The sequence below is a fragment of the Variovorax sp. Varisp53 genome, assembly GCF_059491555.1.
On record NZ_CP168512.1, the window covers coordinates 3945997 to 3966787 of the forward strand.

Below are 20791 nucleotides of genomic sequence, written 5' to 3' on the forward strand. Positions count from 1 at the left end.
ACCGGTTTTGATGCGCCGATCGCATCAAAGCCGCCTCGATAAATCATCAATGCCGTCGGCCGACCTGCCGCCTGCCAAAGCCCGCAAGTCGCTACATTCGACGCGATGCAAGCCCCAGCCCCCGCCCTCTCCATCAAGCAAGTCCTGTTCTGCGGGGCCATGATCGTCACGCTGTCGATGGGCATCCGCCACGGCTTCGGGCTCTGGCTGCAGCCGATCACGCAGGCGCAGGACTGGAGCCGGCAGACCTTCTCGTTCGCGCTGGCGGTCCAGAATCTTTCATGGGGCATCTTCGGCGTGTTCGCGGGCATGCTCGCCGACCGCTTCGGCGCGTTCCGGGTGCTGATCGGCGGCTCGGTGTTCTATGCGCTGGGGCTGCTCGGCATGGCGCATTCGCCAACGCCGCTGCTCTTCACGCTGAGCGCGGGCGTGCTGATCGGCGCGGCGCAGGCGGGCTCGACCTATGCGGTGATCTACGGCGTGATCGGTCGGCAGATTCCGGCCGAACGGCGATCGTGGGCGATGGGCGTGGCGGCGGCGGCAGGCTCCTTCGGGCAGTTCCTGATGGCGCCCATCGAGGGGCGATTGATCGGGCACCTCGGCTGGCAGACGGCGCTTGCCGTGGTGGCGGTGCTGGTGCTGGTGATCATCCCGATGGCCTTCGGACTGCGCGAACCGAAGACGTCCGCACTGGCCGGGCACCGCGAACAATCGGTGCTGCAGGCGGTGGGCGAGGCTTTCCGCTATCCGAGCTTCGGGCTGCTCATGGCGGGGTACTTCGTCTGCGGCTTCCAGCTTGCGTTCATCGGCATCCACATGCCGACCTACCTGCGCGACCGGAGCCTGCCGGCCGAAGTGGCGGGCTATGCGCTGGCGCTGATCGGGCTGTTCAATGTGTTCGGCACCTACACGGTGGGGCTGCTGGGGCAGAAGCTGGCCAAGCGCAAGATCCTGGCGGCGATCTATTTCGCACGGGCCGTGTCGATCGCGCTGTTTTTACTGGTGCCGATCTCGCCGCTCAGCGTGTATGTGTTCTCGGCGGCGATGGGCTTCCTGTGGCTGTCCACCGTGCCTGCGACCAACGCGATCGTGGCGGGCATCTTCGGCGTGGCGCACCTGTCGATGCTCAGCGGCTTCGTGTTCCTGAGCCACCAGGTGGGCTCATTCCTGGGCGTGTGGCTCGGCGGCTACCTGTACGACACCACGGGCAGCTACGACATCGTCTGGTACATCGCCATCGCGCTGGGCGTGTTCGCGGCGCTGATCAACCTGCCGGTGAAGGAAAGCGCCATCTCGCGCTCGTCGCCACAGCCGCTGGGGGCCGCGGGCTGATTGCGTATAAACACGGTCATGACTTCGCAAATGCGCCACCACATCGTCCACGCGGGCTGGCTGGCCGCCGCGCTGGCAGCGCTGGGCGGCGTGTTCGCGCTTTACGTGCACCCGGACTTCCTCGTGACGCTGGTCGACCAGATCTGGTCCTGCTTCTGAGGCCCGCCCCGCCATGAAAGATGCCGCACCGATGCACGGCCTGTCCGCGCCTTCCGAATGGATCGTCCGCTGGACGCACCTGCTTGCGTCCGGCGCCACGGTGCTCGACGTGGCCTGCGGCGCCGGACGGCACATGCAGTGGTTCGCGGGCCGCGGGCATCCGGCCACCGGCGTCGACCGCTCGCCTGAAGCCATAGCGGCGGCCGGCGCCTTCGGCCGCACCGTCGCGGCGGACATCGAGTCGGGCCCCTGGCCCTTCGCCGGCCAGGCCTTTGGCGCCGTGATCGTCACCAACTACCTCTGGCGCCCGCGCATGGCCGACATCGTGGCCGCGGTGGCACCGGGCGGCGTGCTGCTCTACGAAACCTTCGCGGCGGGCAACGAGACCGTCGGCAAGCCCTCGCGCCCCGACTTCCTGCTGCAGCCCGGCGAACTGCTGACGGCCTGCGCCGGCCTGCACGTAGTGGCCTACGAGGACGGCTTCATTCCCGAACCGGCGCGCTTCGTGCAGCGCGTTGCCGCCATCCGCCCCGCTGGCACCGACGCCGGCCAGCCGCCCCGGCACCTCCTTGCGGGAAACTGAGGGGGCCGGGGCGGCTGTCTTGCGGCACGCCGGAGTAAGTAGAATCGGCACTTTCGTCCACCGACAAAGAGATTCCCCTTGGAGCAACTGACAGGCAGCATCGTCGCGCTCGTCACGCCGATGCACGACGACGGCAGTGTCGACTACCCCGCCCTGCGGCGGCTCATCGACTGGCACATCGAAGAAGGCACCGACTGCCTTGGCGTGGTCGGCACCACCGGCGAATCGCCGACGGTCGATGTCGAAGAGCACTGCGAAATCATCCGTGTTTCGGTCGAGCAGGCCCGGGGCCGCGTGCCCGTGATGGCCGGCTGTGGCGCGAACTCGACCAAGGAAGCCATCGAGCTCGCCAGGTTCGCCAAGGGCGTCGGCGCCGATTCGCAGCTCCAGGTCGTGCCGTACTACAACAAGCCCACGCAAGAGGGCCAGTACCAGCACTTCAAGGCCATCGCCGAAGCCGTGGGCGACCTGCCCGTCGTGCTCTACAACGTGCCCGGCCGCACCGTCGCCGATATGGCGCACGACACCGTGCTGCGCCTGGCGCAGGTGCCCGGCATCATCGGCATCAAGGAAGCCACGGGCAACATCGAACGCGCCCAGTGGCTCATTCGCGACCTCCCGAAGAGCTTTGCCGTCTATTCCGGCGACGACCCGACCGCGGTCGCGCTCATGCTCTGCGGCGGGCAGGGCAACATCAGCGTCACGGCCAACATCGCACCGCGCAAGATGCACGAACTGTGCGTGGCTGCACTGGCGGGCGACGTCAAGCGCGCCATGCAGATCCAGTTCGAGCTGATGCCGCTGCACCGCAACCTGTTCGTCGAGCCCAACCCGATCCCGCTGAAGTGGGCCATGGCCCGGCTCGGCCTGTGCGGCGGCACGCTGCGCCTGCCGCTCACCGAACTCGGCGAAGCGAGCCGCCTCGCAGTCGAAGGCGCCCTGCGCGCCACCGGCCTGCTGAAGGGCTGAGCACTCTTTCCCCTGGCCGCAGCAAGGTTAAGCAACCTTTTGCCCGAACCGTGCTCTGAGATGGCGGGCACTGCGGCCCCTAGATTGACCGAACCATTCCAACAAGGAAGACGACGTTGAAGAACCTTTCGCGACTTGCACTGCTGGCCCTCGTTGCCAGCCTCGCCGCCTGCTCCGTCCTCGAGAGCGACAAGATCGACTACAAGAGTGCAGGCAAGGCCCCGACGCTCGAAGTCCCACCCGATCTCTCCCAACTCTCGCGCGACAACCGCTACGCCATCCCCGGCGGCGCCGTGACCGCCAATGCCTACCAGGCCGGCATCGCCAACGCCCCGGGCGTGCCCACCGCCGTGAGCAACCTCGGCGACGTGCGCATGGAGCGCTCGGGCACGCAGCGCTGGATCGTCGTCAACCGCACGCCCGACCAGCTGTGGGACCCGGTGAAGGACTTCTGGCAGGAAAGCGGCTTCCTGCTGACCACCGACCAGCGCAACCTGGGCATCATGGAAACCGACTGGGCCGAGAACCGCGCCAAGCTGCCGCAGGACATCATCCGCGGCACGCTGGGCAAGCTGGTCGACTCGGTCTACTCGACCGGCGAACTCGACCGCTTCCGCACCCGCCTGGAACGCACGCCCAACGGCACCGAGATCTTCATCAGCCACCGCGGCATGCAGGAGGTCTACAACAACTCGCGCCAGGACCAGACCGTGTGGCAGCCCCGCCCCAGCGATCCTGAACTCGAGACCGAATTCCTGCGCCGCCTGATGGTCAAGCTCGGCGTCTCGCAAGAGCAGTCGAAGATCCTGGCCGCCACCACCGCGGCGACCAAGACCGCCACCGTCGCCAAGGTCGGCAACCAGCCGGTCGTGCAGATCAGCGAAGGCTTCGAGCGCGCATGGCGCCGCGTCGGCCTCGCGCTCGACCGCACCGGCTTCACCGTGGAAGACCGCGACCGCAGCGCCGGCCTGTACTACGTGCGCTACGTGACCCCGAACCCCGACAAGAAGGAGCCCGGCTTCTTCGGCAAGCTGTTCAGCAGTTCGCCCAAGGACGAAGCACCGATCAAGTTCCGCATCTCGGTCAAGGGACAGGGCGAAGCCACGACGGTGTCCGTGCTCGACGCAGCCGGTGCACCTGAAACCTCGGCCAACGCCGAGCGCATCGTCAAGGTCATTGCAGACGACCTGAAGTAACCCGCATGCTCCGCTTCCGAAGCCTCGGCAGCGGCAGCACGGGCAACGCCGCGCTGGTCGAAGCGACCAGCGCCGGCCGCACCTCCCGCCTCCTGATCGACTGCGGCTTCGGCCTCAAGCAGCTCGATCTGCGGCTGGCCCAGGCAGGCCTTGCCGCCAGCGACATCGATGCGGTCTTCGTCACGCACGAGCACGGCGACCACATCGGCTGCGCCCATTCGCTGTCGCGGCGCAACCGCATTCCCATCTGGATGAGCGAAGGCACGTGGCTCGCAACCGGCGGGCGCGATTTCGAGGGCCTGCTGAACCTTGCGCGCGACGACACGCAGTTCGAGGTTGGCGACATCTGCGTGCAGCCCTTCACCGTGCCCCACGATGCGCGCGAACCGCTGCAGCTTCGCTGCACCGACGGCAACCGCACGCTGGGCGTATTGACCGATCTGGGCCACGCCACGACCCACGTGCTGGCCCGCCTGAGCGGCGTGCATGCGCTGCTGCTGGAGTTCAACCACGACAGCGAGCTGCTGGCGAATTCGGCCTATCCGCCCTTTCTCAAGCACCGTGTCGGCGGCAACTACGGCCACCTGTCGAACACGGCCGCCGCAGAGATTGCGCGCGCGGTGCTGCACGACGGCCTGCGCCATGTGGTCGCGGCGCACCTGAGCGAGCAGAACAACCGGCCCGAGATCGTGCGCCGCCTGATGGCCGAGGCCCTCGGCGGCGACGAGGCCGAGATGCTCACCGCCACGGCATCGCAGGGCTCGCCCTGGCTCGACGTGTGAGCCGCGCCGTCCTCACGCTCTCCTAAGAAAAAAAGCCGCCTCATGGCGGCTTTCATCATGGCGGGTGCCGAGGCCTTGCCTATTGCTTCGGCGCTTCATTCTTCTTCGCTGCCTCGGTGGCTGCGTTCGCGGCATCGAGCGCGGACGATGCGCCGGGTGTCGGCGTTGCCGCGCCAGATGCGGCCGGATCGGTGGCAGGGGCCGGAGCGGGCGCGGGTTCGGTCACGGGCGCAGGAGGCGGCGTCACGACAGCCGGCGCGGCATCCTCCTTCTTTCCGCAGGCGACGAGCGCGGCAGCGGCAATCAGCGAGGCGACCAGGACGGACGATGACTTCTTCATGGAAACTCCTTTGGCAAAGAAGGCTGGAACTAAAAAATTCTAGACCTGCCTCCCTGTCCGAATATGTCTCGCAGCCGCATTCGCGGCATTGGCTTACAAGCCCAATGTCGATGCCGGAAACGCCGGCCGCGCGATACGCCAGCATTCGTCGATCGACTCGCGCAAGGCGCGGCGGGCGGGCGCATCGGTGCCGCTCACGCCGCGACTGCGCTCGGGGTCGATGCGATGCACGAACCATGTGGGCGTCCAGATGGCACTGGGCACTTCGGAGCCCGCGGCCTTGCCCGTCGCGCGGCATTCGATGATGTGGTCCCACATGCGGCGCCACGGCACGAAGCGCGCGTGGCCGCGTTCGAGAACATCGAAGCGCTGCGCGAGCAGCACGAAGCGGCGCCCGCTCGCCGACCAGGCCTGCAGCGCCTCGATGCTCGCGCGCTCGCCCAGCGGCCAGTCGGCAAAGTCGGGGTCGCTGAAGACGATCTCCTTCCAGCCCTCGCGCGCGGCGGCCGACAGTGCGGCGCGCAGGATCGCATCGAAGGCTTCGCGGCCATCGAAGCGGCCTTCGCTCAGCGGCGCTGCAGCGTGGTCATTCGGCATGAAGCCAGCCTGCCTCGCACCATTCGCCGAGCAACGCCAGCGCACCTTCGCTGGCACGGGCCAGTTCGCGGGAGCCCAGCGCGCGCCGGTCGGCAAGGCGGCGCATCAGCGTGGCGTCGGCTCCGCCGGCGCGAAAGCTCTCGCCGTTGATGTAGATGTGCCGCATGTCGTAGAGCATGCGCGTGCGGCGGTCGAGTGCCACGCGCTGCATTGCATCGGGGGCCTCGCCGCCTTCGCCGAACCAGACGTTGGCCTTGGGCTCGGTGAGCGATTCGCCGAGTGCGCGGTCGACGGCATCGGCATCGCGCAGCGCGGCCTCCACGGCCTTGCGCGCGAAGCCCTGCAATGCGGCGGGCATCTGCGCGGGTGCATCGACTGCCGGCTGCGTCGGGTCGCGGTACCGCGCCAGCTCGGCAGGCCCCGCATCTTCCAGGTCTTCGGCGTACGCCTGCGCCATGCGCGCCAGCAGGTCGGCGCCGAGTTCGCCCAATGCGGACGAACGCAGGCCGATGGAACAGGTCATGCAGTCATCGCCCATGGCCACGCCGTCGTGGGCATAGCGCGGCGGCAGGTACAGCATGTCGCCGGGCTCCAGCACGAAGGTCTGCTCGGGCTCGAAGTTCTCGAGGATCTTGAGCGGCACGCCCGGCTGCAGGCGCAGGTCGCTCTGCTTGCCGATGGACCAGCGGCGGCGCCCCTGCGCCTGCAGCAGGAACACGTCGTAGCTGTCGAAATGCGCGCCGACGCCGCCGGTATCGCTGGCGTAGCTGATCATCAGGTCGTCGAGGCGCGCGTCAGGCAGGAAGCGAAACTGCTGCAACAGTTCGTGTGCGCCTTCGTGATGCAGGTCGACGCCCTGCACCAGCAGCGTCCAGGCTGGCTGCTTCAACGGCGGCAAGGCACGCCGGGCCAGCGGCCCATGCTTGAGCGCCCAGCCGGCCTTGCCATGCCGGATGAGCCGCGATTCGACCTCCTCGCGTTCGGCCAGCGCGAACAACGCAGCACGTTCGATCGGTGGCACCATCGCGGGTATCGCCTGTCGGACGAGCAAGGGTTTTTTCTGCCAGTGCCGCCGCATGAACTGCGCGGCACTCAGGCCGCCGAGCAACGGCAGGGGTTGATTGATCTCCATGGGAGAATTCTGCAATGGAAATCTCTGAACAATGCGTGGTCGGCCTGACCTGGACCATGAAAGACACGCTCGGCGACGTGCTGGACGTGCTCGACGAGCCGGTGGAATTCATGGTCGGCGGCGACGACCTCTTCGACGTGATCGAAGCGGCCCTGCAAGGCCATGAGCCCGGCGCCCGGGTGCAGCTGCAGATCGAACCCGAACAGGGCTTCGGCGACTTCAACGACCAGCTGCTCTTCCTGGAGCCGCGCTCGCTCTTCCCCGAAGGCACGGAAGAAGGCATGACCTTCGACGGCTCCGCCCTTCCCCAGGGCGTGAACAGCGACATCCCGAAAGACGCGATCTACACCGTGGCCGAGATCTATCCGGAGCACCTGGTGCTGGACGGCAACCATCCGCTGGCAGGCATCGCGATCCGGCTCGACATCACGGTGCGCTCCGTGCGCGAGGCCACCGAAGAGGAAGTCGGCCGCGGCTCGGCGGGCACGGGCTTCTTCAAGGTCGCGCCGATGGCGCCGGGCAACCATACGCTGCATTGAGGCTCCGTCAGCCAAAGAAAAAGCCGAGCATGCTCGGCTTTTTTGCGTACGGGACCGATGATGGCTACATGCGCGAGATCTGGCCGTTGTCGATGCGCACACGGTCGCCGATGCGCAGGTCGCCGGGGTTTTGCACATCGAAGGCGCGGTAGCCGCCGTTGTCGGTCTGCACCGAGACGCGGTAGGTTTCATAGGCACGTGGCCCGTTCTGCTGAGCCTCGATGGTGTTGCCCAGCAGGGCGCCGCCCACGATGCCCAGCGCGGTGGCCGCCGCACGGCCGTTGCCGCGGCCGAACTGATTGCCCACCACCCCACCGATCACGCCGCCGGCGACAGCGCCGCCGCCGGTGGTGCCGGTGCCGGCTGTTTCGCTGCGCAGCACCTCGATGTTGGCCACGTGGCCGTATTCGACGTAGGAAGCTTCGCGGTACTGGATGGCTTGCGGGGGCGCCTGGTACGGATAGCGCGAGGTCTGGTAGACCGGCGCCGGTGCCACGCATGCCGTGAGCGTGGCCACGGCCAGCACGGAAGCGGTGACGGAAACAAAGCGCATTGAGATCTTCATGTTGGAGGCTCCTCGGATAGAACAGTGCACGAATGATGAATGCATGCACCCTGCGTGTGCCTGACTAACGCCGCAGCGTCCGCCGCGATGACGCCAGAACACACACTGAAACCTTCGAGGCCGCCCGGCCTTCGCCGGTTCCGGTCTTTACCGCCCCGAAACTCAGCTTCCCTTCAGCATTTGCTCAATGTTTGCCCGTGGAGCCGTAGCCGCCCTCGCCGCGTTGCGAAGGTGCAAAGTCTGTGACCACCCGAAACTGCGCCTGCACCACCGGCACGATCACCAACTGCGCGAGCCGCTCCATCGGCTGCAGCACGAAGGGCGTGTCGCTGCGGTTCCAGGCGCTGATCTTCAGTTCGCCCTGGTAGTCGCTGTCGATCAGGCCGACGAGGTTGCCGAGCACGATGCCGTGCTTGTGGCCCAGCCCCGAGCGCGGAAGGATCAGCGCCGCATAGCCCGGGTCGGCCAGGTGGATCGCGATGCCGGTGCCCACCAGCTGCCAGCCGTTGGGCTCCAGTGTGATCGGGGCATCGAGGCAGGCCCGCAGGTCGAGGCCGGCGCTTCCGGGGGTGGCATATGCGGGCAATTGATCCACCATGCGCGGATCGAGGATACGGACGTCGACTTTCACTTTTGCTTGCTGCCTTGCTTCTGTTGCTGTTCTCTTTGCTTGCGGGCCGCCTCTTCCAGCACCTGCTGCCATTTGGCGACGCCGGGGGTGAGCTTCACGCCCTTCAATTTCTTGCCGAACCAGATGGCCACGCCCGCCAGCAGGAGCAGCACGCCGAAAGGCACGCCGGACGCCCACAGCACGAGGAACACCAGCGCGCCGACGGCGCCCAGCACCTTGAGGGTCAGGGGGTCGAAGGAGCCGGGCTCCTTCTTCGGCACTTCGCCGTTCGGCAGTTCCGCGCTGCGCTGCATGGCCGCGCTCACCGGGCCCTGCTGGCCGGGTGACGGGCCCATGCCGACGTCGAGCCCGGGCTCGCCCTCTTTCGCCGCCCGCTTCGGCAGCGCGGCCTGCGCCGACAGCCGCTCGACATAGCGGGCGAAGTCGCCGTTCGGCGGCGTGTTCCACTGGGGATGGGGATTCATCAGGCCCTCCAGTCGGGAAGTCGGGCGGCAATCTCGGCCATGAGTTCGCGCGCCAGCGTGAGCTTGGGCGCACGAGGGAGTTCGCGCACGCCCTTGGTGTCCACCAGCAGCAGCGCGTTGTCGTCCTGTCCGAAGGTCAATGGGCCGATGTTGCCGACCAGCAGCGGAATGCCCTTGCGCTCGCGCTTGGCCTTGGCGTGCTCGGCGAGGTTCTCGCTCTCGGCCGCGAAGCCCACGCAGAAGAGCTTTCGGGCCTGTGCCCGCTCGCTCTTGGCAACGCTGAGGAGGATGTCGGCGTTCTCGACGAACTCGAGCACCGGCGTCTTGCCGCTGCCGTCCTTCTTGATCTTCTGGTCGCTCTGCGTGGCCGGGCGCCAGTCGGCCACGGCGGCAGTAGCTACAAAAATGCTAGCAAACTGCGCGGCACGGGTGGTCGCTTCGAGCATGTCCTGCGCCGACAGCACGTCGACGCGTGTCACGCCGCGCGGGGTCGGCAAATGCACCGGGCCGGCCACCAGCGTGACCTCGGCCCCCGCCTCGCGGGCCGCGCGGGCAATGGCAAAGCCCATCTTGCCGGACGAGTGGTTGGTGATGCCGCGGATCGGGTCGAGCGCCTCGAAGGTCGGGCCGGCCGTGACCAGCACCTTCTGCCCCGCCAGCAGCTTGGGCTGGAAGAAGGCCGTGATGTCCTCGAGCAGCTGGGCAGGTTCGAGCATGCGCCCATCGCCCGTTTCGCCGCAGGCCTGCCAGCCGCTGCCCACGCCCAGCACGGTCGCGCCGTCGGCTGCCACCTGCATCAGGTTGCGCTGGGTGGCCGGGTGGGCCCACATCTCGCGGTTCATGGCCGGCGCGATCAGCAGCGGAACGCGGTCCATCGGGCGGGCCAGGCACATCAGGCTCAGCAGGTCGTCGGCGCGGCCCTGCACCAGGCGAGCGACGAAGTCGGCACTGCAGGGCGCCAGCACGATCGCATCGGCCTCGCGGCTCAGGTTGATGTGCGGCATGTTGTTGGGCTCGCGCGTGTCCCACTGCGAGGTGTAGACGGTGCGGCCCGAGAGCGCCTGCATGGTCACCGGGGTGATGAACTGCTCGGCCGCCTCGGTCATCACGACCTGGACGGTCGCGCCCGCCTTGACGAACAGGCGGCACAACTCGGCCGACTTGTAGCAGGCGATGCCTCCGGTGAGGCCCAGGACGATATGTTTGCCGGCGAGATCTTGCATGGGCCGTATTGTTGCTCATAGGCCATCGAACAAACGGCAACAAGCCCTTGGCGGGGGGGTGTCGCAAAGGGCACATCTATAATCGCAATTTCCCACTGCCCGGATTCACGCATCCGGAACTGGCATGACCAAATTTGTCTTCGTCACCGGTGGTGTCGTATCTTCCCTTGGCAAGGGAATCGCCTCCGCCTCGCTCGCCGCGATCCTCGAATCGCGCGGCCTCCAAGTCACCCTCATCAAGCTCGATCCGTACATCAATGTCGACCCCGGCACGATGTCGCCCTTCCAGCATGGGGAAGTGTTCGTCACCGATGACGGCGCCGAGACCGACCTCGACCTCGGCCACTACGAGCGCTTCATCAACACGCGGATGCGCAAGGCCAACAACTTCACGACCGGCCAGATCTACAAGACCGTTCTCGAGAAGGAACGCCGCGGCGACTACCTCGGCAAGACAGTACAGGTGATCCCGCACATCACCAACGAGATCCAGGAATACATCAAGCGCGGCGCCGGCATCGGCACGGCGCACGAAGTGGACGTGGCCATCGTCGAAATCGGCGGCACCGTGGGCGACATCGAGTCGCTGCCCTTCCTCGAAGCGGTGCGCCAGATGAGCCTGCGCAATGGTCCGAACAACTCGGCCTTCGTGCACCTGAGCTACGTGCCCTGGATCGCCGCCGCCGGCGAGCTCAAGACCAAGCCGACGCAGCACACCGCCAAGGAACTGCGCGCCATCGGCATCCAGGCCGACGTGCTGCTGTGCCGCGCCGACCGCCCGATTCCAGACGACGAGCGCGCCAAGATCTCGCTGTTCTCGAACGTGCCCGAATGGGGCGTCATCTCGATGTGGGACGTCGACACCATCTACAAGGTGCCCCGCATGCTGCACGAACAGGGCCTGGACGGCCTGATCTGCGACAAGCTGCGCATCAACACCCCGCCCGCCAAGCTGCAGCGCTGGGACGACCTGGTCTACGAGGTCGAGCATCCGCAAAAGGAAGTGTCGATCGCCATGGTCGGCAAGTACGTCGACCTGTCGGACAGCTACAAGTCGCTCAACGAGGCCCTGCGCCACGCCGGCATGAAGAACCATGCGCGCGTGAAGATCGACTACATCGACTCCGAGACCATCTCGGCACAAGACGTGTCGCGCCTGGCCAAGTACGACGCCATCCTGGTGCCGGGCGGCTTCGGCCAGCGCGGCGTCGAGGGCAAGATCTCGGCGGCCCGCTTCGCCCGCGAAGGCAAGGTGCCCTACCTCGGCATCTGCCTGGGCATGCAGGTTGCCACCATCGAGTACGCCCGCCACGTGGCCGGCCTGAAGAACGCCAACAGCACCGAGTTCGACCCCGAGACGCCCACCCCCGTGATCGCGCTGATCACCGAGTGGAAGGACCGCGACGGCACCGTGAAGACGCGCGACGAGAAGTCCGACCTCGGCGGCACCATGCGCCTGGGCGCGCAGAGCTCCGACGTCACGCCCGGCACGCTGGCCCACAGCATCTACGGCGACGTGGTCACCGAGCGTCACCGCCACCGCTACGAAGCCAACGTCAACTTCCTCGACGAACTGCGCAACGCCGGCCTGGTGATCTCCGCGCTCACGCAGCGCGAGCACCTGACCGAAATCGTCGAGCTGCCGCAGGACGTGCACCCGTGGTTCATGGGCGTGCAGTTCCACCCCGAGTTCAAGTCGACGCCGTGGGGCGGCCATCCGCTGTTCAACGCCTTCATCAAGGCGGCGCTCGACCACAAGGAAAAAGGCGCGGGCAGCACCAACAAGACGTTGAAGGCTGTCGCATGAGCAGTGGCTACGTCATCGCCCACGTCGAAGTGACCAACCCGACGCAGTACGAGGAATACAAGAAGTGGTCCAGCGCCGCGATGCAGGCGCACGGCGCTGAAGTGTGCGTACGCGGCGGCCAGGTGCAGCCGCTCGAGGGCGACTGGAAGCCCACGCGCGTGGTGATCCTCAAGTTCCCCAGCTTCGAGAAGGCCAAGGCCTTCTACGAGACGCCCGAGTACCTCAAGGCACGCGAGGCGCGTGCCGGCGCCGCGATCATGAACATGATCGCCGTCGAGGGCCTCTGATCCCCATTTATTCATCCGCCAAAGAGACCAGAAAGAGAAAGACAGAAGATGAGTGCAATCGTTGACATCGTCGGCCGCGAAATTCTCGACAGCCGAGGCAACCCCACCGTCGAGTGCGACGTGCTGCTCGAATCGGGCACCATGGGCCGCGCGGCCGTGCCCTCGGGCGCATCGACCGGTTCGCGCGAAGCCATCGAGCTGCGCGACGGCGACAAGAGCCGCTACCTCGGCAAGGGCGTGCTCAAGGCCGTGGAGAACATCAACACCGAGATCTCCGAAGCCGTGCTCGGCCTCGACGCCAGCGAACAGGCCTTCCTCGATCGCACGATGATCGACCTCGACGGCACCGACAACAAGGCCCGCCTGGGCGCCAACGCCACCCTCGCCGTCTCGATGGCCGTGGCTCGCGCCGCGGCCGAGGAATCGGGCCTGCCGCTGTACCGCTACTTCGGCGGCATGGGCGGCATGCAGCTGCCGGTGCCGATGATGAACGTCATCAACGGCGGCGCGCACGCCAACAACAGCCTGGACCTGCAGGAGTTCATGATCATCCCCGTGGGCGCCAAGAGCTTCCGCGAGGCCGTGCGCTACGGCGCCGAAGTGTTCCACGCCCTGAAGAAGATCCTGGGCGATCGCGGCATCAGCACGGCGGTCGGCGACGAAGGCGGCTTCGCCCCCAGCGTCGAAAGCCATGAAGCGGCCATCCAGCTGATCCTGGAAGCCATCGACAAGGCCGGCTACACCGCCGGCGAGCAGATCGCCCTGGGCCTCGATTGCGCGGCCAGCGAGTTCTACAAGGACGGCAAGTACGTACTGTCGGGCGAGAACCTCTCGCTCACGGCCGAAAGCTGGACCGACATGCTCGCGAACTGGGTCGACAAGTACCCGATCATCAGCATCGAAGACGGCATGCACGAAGGCGACTGGGACGGCTGGAAGCACCTGACCGAACGCCTGGGCAAGCGCGTGCAGCTGGTGGGCGACGACCTGTTCGTCACCAACACCAAGATCCTGCAAGAGGGCATCGACAAGGGCATCGCCAACTCGATCCTCATCAAGATCAACCAGATCGGCACGCTGACCGAGACCTTCGCCGCCATCGAGATGGCCAAGCGCGCGGGCTACACCGCCGTCATCTCGCACCGCTCGGGCGAAACCGAGGACAGCACCATCGCCGACATCGCGGTGGGCACCAACGCCGGCCAGATCAAGACCGGCTCGCTGTCGCGTTCGGACCGCATCGCCAAGTACAACCAGCTGCTGCGCATCGAAGAAGACCTGGGCGACATCGCCTTCTACCCGGGCCGCGGCGCGTTCTACAACCTGAAGTAACGCCTCCGCGACACGCCAGGCATGCGCGCCCGTCTCGTTCCTCCCATCGTCCTGCTGCTCCTGTTGGCCATCCTGCAGTGGCAGCTGTGGAACGGGCGCGGCAGCGTGCGCGACGTGGCCCAGCTGCGCACCAAGCTGGCCGACCAGAAAGAAGCCAACGCCAAGGCCACGCTGACCAACGAGCGCCTGACCTCCGAGGTCAACGACCTCAAGAACGGCCTCGAGATGGTCGAGGAGCGTGCGCGCGCCGAGCTCGGCATGGTCAAGCCGAACGAAGTGTTCGTACAAATCGCTCACTAGGATGACCCCCAGTCTTCGCGCACTTCGTGTCGCTTCGCCAACCCCCTTCCAGGGGGCGACACCAGCGGCCCGGCAAAGCCGGTTCCGCGGTGTCCCACGAACAGACCGCGACGGTGCCCTCCGGGGGTGAACCTGATCCCAGAGCTTCTCTCGGCCCCGGCATTCCTGCTCTGGGGCTCTCCTGTCAGCTGGCTCGAACTCGTCGCCGCCTTGCTCGCGCTCGCCATGGTCGGCTGCAACATGCGCGAGATTCACTGGGGATGGCCGCTGGCCATCATCAGTTCGCTGCTCTACGTCGTGGTATTCGCCAGGGCGCGCATCTACGGCGATGCCTCGCTCCAGGTCTTCTTCGCCTTCGTCGCCCTGTGGGGCTGGGCGCAATGGCTGCGCGGCCATCGGGCCGACGGCAGCGCCTTGCATGTCGCCCGGCTCTCGCCGCGCGGCATCGCTTTCACCCTGGCTGCCTGCGCACTGGCATGGCCGGCCGTCGCCCTCTTCCTGCGCCGCTTCACCGACACCGACGTGCCCTGGTGGGACGGCTTCGCCACCGGCCTGAGCCTGGTCGGGCAGTTCCTGCTCGGGCGCAAGTTCATCGAGAACTGGCTGATCTGGCTGGCCGTGAACGTCGTGAGCGTGGTCCTGTTCATCCACAAGGGGTTGTGGCTCACCGTGGGCCTGTATGCAGTGTTCGCCGTGCTCAGCGTGGCCGGCTACGTTGCGTGGCGGCAGCGCATGCCGGCCGAGGCGGTACGCGCATGACGCCCATGCTGCCGACCGGCTGCGTCATCGCACTCGTGGGCGCCGAGAGCACCGGCAAGACCGAGCTGGCCCGCGCCATCGCGCAGCGCCTGAAGGACCGCGGCACGCCGACGGTGCTGGTGAGCGAGTACCTGCGCGAATGGTGCGAACGCGAAGCCCGCACGCCGCGCCCCGACGAGCAACGGGCCATCGCCGAAGAGCAGAGCCGCCGCATCGAGGCCGCAGCCGCCTCCGGCGTGGTGGTGGCCGACACCACGGCGCTCATGACGGCGGTCTACAGCGAGCAGCTGTTCGCCGACACCACGCTCTACGACAGCGCGCTGGCCGCGCAGCGGCGCTACGCCATCACGCTGCTCACCGCGCTCGACCTGCCCTGGGTGGCCGACGACATGCGCGACGGCCCTCATGCGCGCCAGCCCACCGACACGCTGGTGCGCGCCGCGCTCGCAGGCGCGAAGCTCTCGTACGCCGTGGTGCACGGCACGGGCGGCGAGCGGCTCGCCAATGCCTGGAACGCCATCAACTCCATCGCCGGCAGCGAGGGCCGGCCCCGCACGCGCACCCAGTCCGATGCGAAGCCCGCCTCGTGGTCATGGCCTTGCGAGAAGTGTTCCGACCCGGAATGCGAACATAAGCTTTTCAGCGACCTGATCGCGCGCCGCGAGTAGCGCGCCCCATCCCATCACCGGAGACCCGATGCCTCTTCGTTCCGTCGCGCGTGTCGCCCTGATCTGCAGCGCCTTCGCCGCGCTGCTGCCAGCCACCGCAGCCCCCGTCGCCGCCACCGTCGAGAACGGCACCACGACCACCGCCTGCGCAGAGGAAGACAACGTGTCGCTGACGCTGCGCGGTGACGGCATCCGCCGCATGCGCATCGAGGCACTGCAGCCCGACTACCTCGACAAGGTCGGCAACGACGTCACCAAGCCCGACTTCTCGGGCTGCAACTTCGACGGCGGCGCCCACCCGACCGACCCGGCGCACCGCTTCCGCAAACGCACCGTCGTGCTGATGGACAACGCGCAGTGGCGCATCGTGGGCATGACACTGCCCACTTTCTGGCGGCCGCAGCGCGTGCCCGTGCAGGTCGGCAAGCGCAAGGACAGCGGCTTTCACCTGCTGCAGGTGTTCAAGAAGGAGAGCGGCAAGGCGCTCGAAGCGATCGTTCTCTACCCGTCCGATGGCTACTGGCGCATCAAGCCGCTGCCCGAGGCCCGCTTCGGCGACGGGGTGTACGGCTCGTCGTTCCTGCTCGGCCCGGTCGAGGCGGCGGCGCGGCCGGTGGTGAACATCGCGTCGATCCGCATCGTGCCGCGGCCGCTGGCCCTCCAGGTGCGCTTCACCGACGGCGGCAGCGCCGTGGTGCGCGTGGACGAGATCAGCCGCGCACGCACGGCGCTCGACGTGACGCTCTCGAAGCCCACCGCGAGCGCTCAACCCTTCGCGGTACTGCGCTCGATGTACGTCGCGCCCGACAACGCCGACGTGAGCGAGGTGCACTGGCAGTCGTCGCCGCAGGCCGCGGCGCAGGTGCTGCCGTTGCCCGATGTGAAGAGCCTTCAGGCCACGCAGGTGCGCTTCGGGCGCAGCCTGCCGTCGAAGCACAACACCAGCGCGCCGGACATCGCGTTCGGCGGATTCGACGACTCGGCGCGATAAAAAAACGGAGGCGCAAGGCGCGCCCGAGTCCTACTGGACGACCGGGCTGCCCGGGATCTGGTCGCCGAGCGGCGTGAACAGCTGTGCCGCATCGATCGCATCGAAGCGGTACTGCTTGCCGCAGAAGTCGCAGCCCACCTCGATGTCGCCGCGCTCCGCGAGGATGCTCTCGGCCTCTTCCGCGCCCAGCCCGCGAATCATCTGCGCCACGCGCTCACGCCCGCAGGTGCACGCGAAATGCGGGCCTTGCAGGCCGGCCTGCGGCTCGAAGCGCAGCAGCTTTTCTTCCCAGAACAGGCGGCGCAGGATGGTCTCGACGTCGAGCGTGAGCAGTTCGTCGCGTGTCAGGCTCGAGGCGAGGATCGAGATGCGGTTGTAGTCCTCGTTGCGGCCGATCTGGTCTTCGTTGGCCTGGTCGTGGTCCTTGTCCGAGGTGCCGGAAGTGCCCTCGAGGTTGCCCTCGCCCTTCACCGGCAGACGCTGGATCAGCAGGCCGGCCGCGACCTTGTCGTCAGCCGCGAGCACCAGCGTGGTGTCGAGCTGCTCGCTCTGCAGCATGTAGTGCTGCAGCACGTCGCTGAGCTTGCCCAGCTTCTCGCCGTCGTCGCCGAAGAGCGGCACCACACCCTGGTACGGCGTGGCGCCCGGCAGCTTGTCCTTGGGGTCGAGCGTGATGGCGCAGCGGCCCTTGTTGTTCACGTTGACCATGTCGGGCAGGTGCGCATCGGCCGGGAGGTCGCCGATCACCTTGGCGGTGGCGCGCAGGCTCAGGTCGGGCTTGGCCTCGGCCACTGCGACCTTCACGGGGCCGTCGCCGAAGATCTGCAGGATCAGCGCGCCGTTGAACTTGATGTTGGACTGCATCAGCGTGGCTGCGGCCGTCATTTCGCCCAGCAGCTCGGCCACGGGCGGCGGATAGGCCCCGGTGGCGGTGTTGGAGGCGCGCCGCGCCAGGATCTCCTGCCACGCATCTGTCAGGCGCACGATCATGCCGCGCACCGGCAGGCCATCGAACAGGAATTTGTGCAGCTCGCTCAAAACGGATCTTCTTTCTGCTGGGCCTGTGGATCAGGCGATTTTCTTCAGGCCCTTCGCATAGCGAACGGCGTTTTTCACATAGTGCTCGGCACCGTGGCGCAAGCGGGCGGCGTCTTCGTCGCTGATCGTGCGCATGACCTTGGCGGGCGAACCGAAGATCAGCGAGTTGTCGGGAAACTCCTTGCCCTCGGTCACGACGCTGCCGGCGCCAACGATCGAGTTGCGGCCGATCTTCGCGTTATTCAAGACCACCGCCTGGATGCCGATCAGCGAGTTGTCGCCGATGGTGCAGCCGTGCAGCATGACCTGGTGGCCGATGGTGACGTTCTCGCCGATGGTCAGCGGGCTACCGGGATCGGAATGCAGCGTCGACATGTCCTGCACGTTGCTGTTGCGTCCGATGGTCATGGTCTCGTTGTCGCCGCGCAGCACGGCGCCGAACCAGATGCTGGCGTTGTCGCCCAGCCGCACGTCGCCGATGACTTCCGCACTGTCGGCAACCCACGCGCCGGTACCGAGTTGCGGCGCAACGCCGTCGAGTTCATAGAGGGCCATCGTGGAGTCTCCGGGGCAAAAACTAGAATTGTAGGGATGCACCCCCGATTGAGCGCGCTGGCTGCGCTGCGACTGACCGATCCTGAACAAAAGGTGGCTGCAACACGTGCCGCCGCTGCGCTGGCCGCTACCGATTCCATAGCAGCCGCGCCAATCCGCACCGAGGGCGACGATCTCGGCGTGCCGGGCCGCCCCGAACGGCCGCTGCGCGTGGCCGCCACCGCCGTGCAGAAACGCTCGCCCTTCACGCCCGAGGGCCGGGCCGCGCTGATCCATTCGATCTGCCACATCGAGTTCAACGCGATCAACCTCGCGCTCGACGCGGTATGGCGCTACGACGGGATGCCCGAGGCCTACTACCGCGACTGGCTGCGCGTGGCCGATGAAGAAGCATTGCACTTCACGCTGCTGCATGCGCACCTGCAGGACATGGGGTATCGCTACGGCGACTTCCCCGGCCACGACGGGCTCTGGAACATGTGCGAGAAAACGAAGGACGACGTGCTCGCGCGCATGGCGCTCGTGCCGCGCACGCTCGAAGCGCGCGGGCTCGATGCCACGCCGCTGATCCAGGCCAAGCTCAAGCGCGTGAACACGCCCGACGCACTGCGCGCGGTCGAGATCCTCGACATCATCCTGCGCGACGAAGTGGGCCACGTGGCCATCGGCAACCACTGGTACCGCTGGCTGTGCGACGGCGAGGGCCTCGATGCCGAAGCGACCTACCCCGCGCTGGTGGCGCGCTACGACGCGCCGCGGCACAAGCCGCCTTTCAACCTCGAAGCGCGCAGGCGGGCGGGGTTCAGCGCCGAGGAATTGCGCCAGCTCTCGGCAACGGCGCACCCGGACAAGCGCTGAAGGCCCGCGGCCTACGCCGGCCGCGCGTGCACCACCAGCTTCGGCGTGAAGTACTGGAGCACCTCGCCGCGCTGGTTGCGCGTCTGGCAGCGCATCGTCACCATCGCCCGGCCGGGCTTGGAGCGCGAAGGCGTGATGTCGATCACCTCGCTCACCACATGCAGCACGTCGCCGGGCCGCGTCGGCTTGGGCCATTGCAGTTCCCCGCCCGAACCGATGATGCCGTCCGCCAAGGGAATGCCACTCTCGACCAGCAGCTTCATCGTGAGCGCGGCCGTGTGCCAGCCGCTTGCCGCAAGGCCGCCGAAGAAGGTGCTCTTTGCGGCCTCTTCGTCGGTGTGGAAGGGCTGCGGGTCGAACTGCTGCGCGAAGGCCTTGATCTGTGCCACGTCGAGCAGGTGTTCGCCGCTCTGGAAACGGTCACCGACCTTCAGGTCTTCAAGGTACAGCTTGGCCATGGGGGTCTCCTCGTCGTGACGGACCTCTCATTCTCGGACGATCAGACGCGCTCGAGGATGGTCGCGATGCCCTGCCCGCCGCCGATGCATTGCGTGGCCAGCGCATAGCGGCCCTTCTCGCGCGCCAGCAGCGACGCCGCCTTGCCCGTGATGCGTGCGCCGGTCGCGCCGAGCGGATGGCCGATGGACAGGCCGCCGCCGTCGAGGTTGATCTTCGCGGGGTCGAGGCCCAGGTCGCGGATGCAGGCCAGCGCCTGCGACGAGAACGCCTCGTTGATCTCGATCACGTCGAGGTCGGCTGCGCTCAGGCCGGCGCGCGCCAGTGCCTTGCGGGTCGCGGGGATCGGGCCGATGCCCATGATGGCCGGATCGACGCCCACGGCCGCGAACGACCTGATGCGCGCCAGCGCCTGCAGGCCGTGCTTCGCGGCGAAGGCGTCACTGGTGACGAGCACCGCCGCCGCGCCATCGGTCAGCGGCGACGAGGTGCCGGCCGTCACCACGCCGTCGGGACGGAACGCGGGCTTGAGGTTCGCCAGCGCCTCGGCCGAGGTGGTCGGCCGGATGCAGCCATCGGCATCGACGATGTCGCCGGAGGCGAGGCGCACCGGCACGATCTCGCCCGCCAGCCGGCCTTGCGAGCGCGCTTCGGCCGCCTTGCGGTGCGATTCCACCGCGAAGGCTTCCTGGTCGGCACGGCTCACGCTCCAGCGCTGCGCCACGTTCTCGGCCGTCTCGCCCATCGAGATGTAGGCATCGGTGCCCTCCTTCAGCTCGGGGTTGGGCGAGAAGTTGAAGCCGCCCTGCGGCACCATCGTCATCGACTCCACGCCGACGCACAAAAAGGCCTCGCCCATGCCTGCCTCGATCTGCGCGGCGGCAATGTGCACGGCCTGCATCGACGAGCCGCAGAAGCGGTTCACCGTCATGCCGCCCACTTCGTGCGGCAGGCCGGCCAGCAGCCCGACGACCCGCGCAAGGTTGTTGCCCTGCGAGGCTTCAGGGTACGCGCAGCCGAGGATCACGTCTTCGAGCAGTGCAGGGTCGAGGTCCGTGCGCTGCAGCAGGCCGCGCACCACGCCAGCAGCCAGCGTGTCGGGCCGCACCTCAGCGAGAGAGCCCTTCTTCGAGAAATGGAAAGGGGAACGGGCGTAGGCGGAAATGACGGCTTTCATGAAGGTTCTCCAGCAAATTGAAACTACCATCCAATCGGTAGGCATCGAAGT

26 protein-coding genes are annotated in these 20791 nt (G+C 67.2%); 15 read left to right on the forward strand and 11 right to left on the reverse strand.

Annotated features, from left to right (window positions below; genetic code table 11):
- Positions 1-105: 105 nt before the first annotated feature.
- The 6 genes from ACEOAB_RS18410 (at position 106) to ACEOAB_RS18435 (ending at position 5021) form a co-directional block, all read left to right on the forward strand.
- The gene (locus tag ACEOAB_RS18410) at positions 106-1332 is read left to right on the forward strand and encodes an MFS transporter (RefSeq protein WP_056591104.1); all 1227 of its coding nucleotides are present in this window, start codon (positions 106-108) and stop codon (positions 1330-1332) included.
- 18 nt (positions 1333-1350) lie between these two features.
- Positions 1351-1491: a hypothetical protein gene (locus ACEOAB_RS18415; RefSeq protein ID WP_413748458.1), complete on the forward strand. Its 141-nt coding sequence runs from the start codon at positions 1351-1353 to the stop codon at positions 1489-1491.
- A gap of 13 nt (positions 1492-1504) precedes the next feature.
- Positions 1505-2074 carry a class I SAM-dependent methyltransferase gene (locus ACEOAB_RS18420; protein WP_413748459.1) on the forward strand — a complete coding sequence of 190 codons (570 nt, stop codon included), beginning with the start codon at positions 1505-1507 and terminating at the stop codon, positions 2072-2074.
- Positions 2075-2152: 78 nt separating this feature from the next.
- Entirely contained in the window at positions 2153-3043 is an 891-nt protein-coding gene (gene dapA / locus ACEOAB_RS18425; protein WP_413748460.1) for a 4-hydroxy-tetrahydrodipicolinate synthase, read from the forward strand.
- Between the two features lie 116 nt (positions 3044-3159).
- Positions 3160-4239, forward strand: a complete 1080-nt coding sequence (gene bamC, locus ACEOAB_RS18430) for an NlpB/DapX family lipoprotein (protein ID WP_413748461.1) — start codon at positions 3160-3162, stop codon at positions 4237-4239.
- A 5-nt stretch (positions 4240-4244) separates the two neighbouring features.
- Positions 4245-5021 carry an MBL fold metallo-hydrolase gene (locus tag ACEOAB_RS18435; RefSeq protein WP_413748462.1) on the forward strand — a complete coding sequence of 259 codons (777 nt, stop codon included), beginning with the start codon at positions 4245-4247 and terminating at the stop codon, positions 5019-5021.
- 79 nt (positions 5022-5100) lie between these two features.
- Here the strand turns inward: ACEOAB_RS18435 and ACEOAB_RS18440 are convergent, their stop codons facing one another.
- The 3 genes from ACEOAB_RS18440 to ACEOAB_RS18450 all read right to left on the reverse strand — a co-directional run bounded on the left by ACEOAB_RS18440 (position 5101) and on the right by ACEOAB_RS18450 (position 7090).
- Entirely contained in the window at positions 5101-5361 is a 261-nt protein-coding gene (locus tag ACEOAB_RS18440) for a hypothetical protein (protein ID WP_413748463.1), read from the reverse strand.
- 93 nt (positions 5362-5454) lie between these two features.
- The gene (locus ACEOAB_RS18445) at positions 5455-5958 is read right to left on the reverse strand and encodes a hypothetical protein (protein ID WP_056591122.1); all 504 of its coding nucleotides are present in this window, start codon (positions 5956-5958) and stop codon (positions 5455-5457) included.
- Complete coding sequence (locus tag ACEOAB_RS18450) at positions 5948-7090, reverse strand: JmjC domain-containing protein (protein WP_413748464.1); 1143 nt, start codon at positions 7088-7090, stop codon at positions 5948-5950. The genes ACEOAB_RS18445 and ACEOAB_RS18450 overlap by 11 nt, the downstream gene beginning before the upstream one ends.
- A gap of 14 nt (positions 7091-7104) precedes the next feature.
- Between ACEOAB_RS18450 and ACEOAB_RS18455 the strand changes: the two genes are divergently transcribed.
- The gene (locus tag ACEOAB_RS18455; RefSeq protein ID WP_056591127.1) at positions 7105-7629 is read left to right on the forward strand and encodes an FKBP-type peptidyl-prolyl cis-trans isomerase; all 525 of its coding nucleotides are present in this window, start codon (positions 7105-7107) and stop codon (positions 7627-7629) included.
- Between the two features lie 64 nt (positions 7630-7693).
- Here ACEOAB_RS18455 and ACEOAB_RS18460 read toward each other — a convergent pair whose 3' ends face one another.
- The 4 genes from ACEOAB_RS18460 to coaBC form a co-directional block, all read right to left on the reverse strand.
- Positions 7694-8194: an outer membrane lipoprotein gene (locus tag ACEOAB_RS18460; protein ID WP_413748465.1), complete on the reverse strand. Its 501-nt coding sequence runs from the start codon at positions 8192-8194 to the stop codon at positions 7694-7696.
- Positions 8195-8378: 184 nt separating this feature from the next.
- Complete coding sequence (dut, locus tag ACEOAB_RS18465; protein ID WP_056590872.1) at positions 8379-8825, reverse strand: dUTP diphosphatase; 447 nt, start codon at positions 8823-8825, stop codon at positions 8379-8381.
- Positions 8822-9289, reverse strand: a complete 468-nt coding sequence (locus ACEOAB_RS18470) for a hypothetical protein (RefSeq protein WP_056590869.1) — start codon at positions 9287-9289, stop codon at positions 8822-8824. Before ACEOAB_RS18470 ends, dut begins: the two co-directional genes overlap by 4 nt.
- Positions 9289-10512, reverse strand: a complete 1224-nt coding sequence (coaBC, locus tag ACEOAB_RS18475) for a bifunctional phosphopantothenoylcysteine decarboxylase/phosphopantothenate--cysteine ligase CoaBC (protein WP_413748466.1) — start codon at positions 10510-10512, stop codon at positions 9289-9291. Before coaBC ends, ACEOAB_RS18470 begins: the two co-directional genes overlap by 1 nt.
- A 124-nt stretch (positions 10513-10636) precedes the next feature.
- Between coaBC and pyrG the strand changes: the two genes are divergently transcribed.
- From pyrG to ACEOAB_RS18510, 7 genes are all read left to right on the forward strand, one after another.
- The gene (pyrG, locus tag ACEOAB_RS18480; RefSeq protein WP_007835677.1) at positions 10637-12319 is read left to right on the forward strand and encodes a CTP synthase; all 1683 of its coding nucleotides are present in this window, start codon (positions 10637-10639) and stop codon (positions 12317-12319) included.
- A complete protein-coding gene (locus ACEOAB_RS18485; RefSeq protein WP_007835679.1) occupies positions 12316-12606 on the forward strand; it encodes a DUF1330 domain-containing protein in 291 nt (96 codons plus the stop codon). Before pyrG ends, ACEOAB_RS18485 begins: the two co-directional genes overlap by 4 nt.
- A 48-nt stretch (positions 12607-12654) precedes the next feature.
- Positions 12655-13938 (forward strand): phosphopyruvate hydratase, encoded by a 1284-nt coding sequence (eno, locus tag ACEOAB_RS18490; RefSeq protein ID WP_413748467.1) that lies wholly within the window; start codon positions 12655-12657, stop codon positions 13936-13938.
- 21 nt (positions 13939-13959) lie between these two features.
- The gene (gene ftsB, locus ACEOAB_RS18495; RefSeq protein WP_007835683.1) at positions 13960-14238 is read left to right on the forward strand and encodes a cell division protein FtsB; all 279 of its coding nucleotides are present in this window, start codon (positions 13960-13962) and stop codon (positions 14236-14238) included.
- A gap of 135 nt (positions 14239-14373) precedes the next feature.
- On the forward strand, positions 14374-14997 hold the full coding sequence (gene pnuC, locus ACEOAB_RS18500) for a nicotinamide riboside transporter PnuC (RefSeq protein WP_413748483.1): 624 nt from the start codon (positions 14374-14376) through the stop codon (positions 14995-14997).
- Complete coding sequence (locus tag ACEOAB_RS18505) at positions 14994-15665, forward strand: AAA family ATPase (protein WP_413748468.1); 672 nt, start codon at positions 14994-14996, stop codon at positions 15663-15665. The genes pnuC and ACEOAB_RS18505 overlap by 4 nt, the downstream gene beginning before the upstream one ends.
- 28 nt (positions 15666-15693) lie before the next feature.
- Entirely contained in the window at positions 15694-16656 is a 963-nt protein-coding gene (locus ACEOAB_RS18510) for a hypothetical protein (RefSeq protein ID WP_413748469.1), read from the forward strand.
- 30 nt (positions 16657-16686) lie between these two features.
- Here ACEOAB_RS18510 and hslO read toward each other — a convergent pair whose 3' ends face one another.
- On the reverse strand, positions 16687-17694 hold the full coding sequence (gene hslO / locus ACEOAB_RS18515) for an Hsp33 family molecular chaperone HslO (protein WP_413748470.1): 1008 nt from the start codon (positions 17692-17694) through the stop codon (positions 16687-16689).
- Positions 17695-17724: 30 nt separating this feature from the next.
- Complete coding sequence (locus ACEOAB_RS18520) at positions 17725-18249, reverse strand: gamma carbonic anhydrase family protein (RefSeq protein WP_007830877.1); 525 nt, start codon at positions 18247-18249, stop codon at positions 17725-17727.
- Positions 18250-18285: 36 nt separating this feature from the next.
- Between ACEOAB_RS18520 and ACEOAB_RS18525 the strand changes: the two genes are divergently transcribed.
- Positions 18286-19107 (forward strand): ferritin-like domain-containing protein, encoded by an 822-nt coding sequence (locus tag ACEOAB_RS18525; RefSeq protein ID WP_413748471.1) that lies wholly within the window; start codon positions 18286-18288, stop codon positions 19105-19107.
- Positions 19108-19118: 11 nt separating this feature from the next.
- Here ACEOAB_RS18525 and ACEOAB_RS18530 read toward each other — a convergent pair whose 3' ends face one another.
- Entirely contained in the window at positions 19119-19565 is a 447-nt protein-coding gene (locus ACEOAB_RS18530) for a MaoC family dehydratase (RefSeq protein ID WP_413748472.1), read from the reverse strand.
- A gap of 41 nt (positions 19566-19606) precedes the next feature.
- Positions 19607-20740, reverse strand: coding sequence for a thiolase family protein (locus ACEOAB_RS18535; RefSeq protein WP_413748473.1), 1134 nt, complete (start codon positions 20738-20740; stop codon positions 19607-19609).
- Positions 20741-20791: the final 51 nt, after the last annotated feature.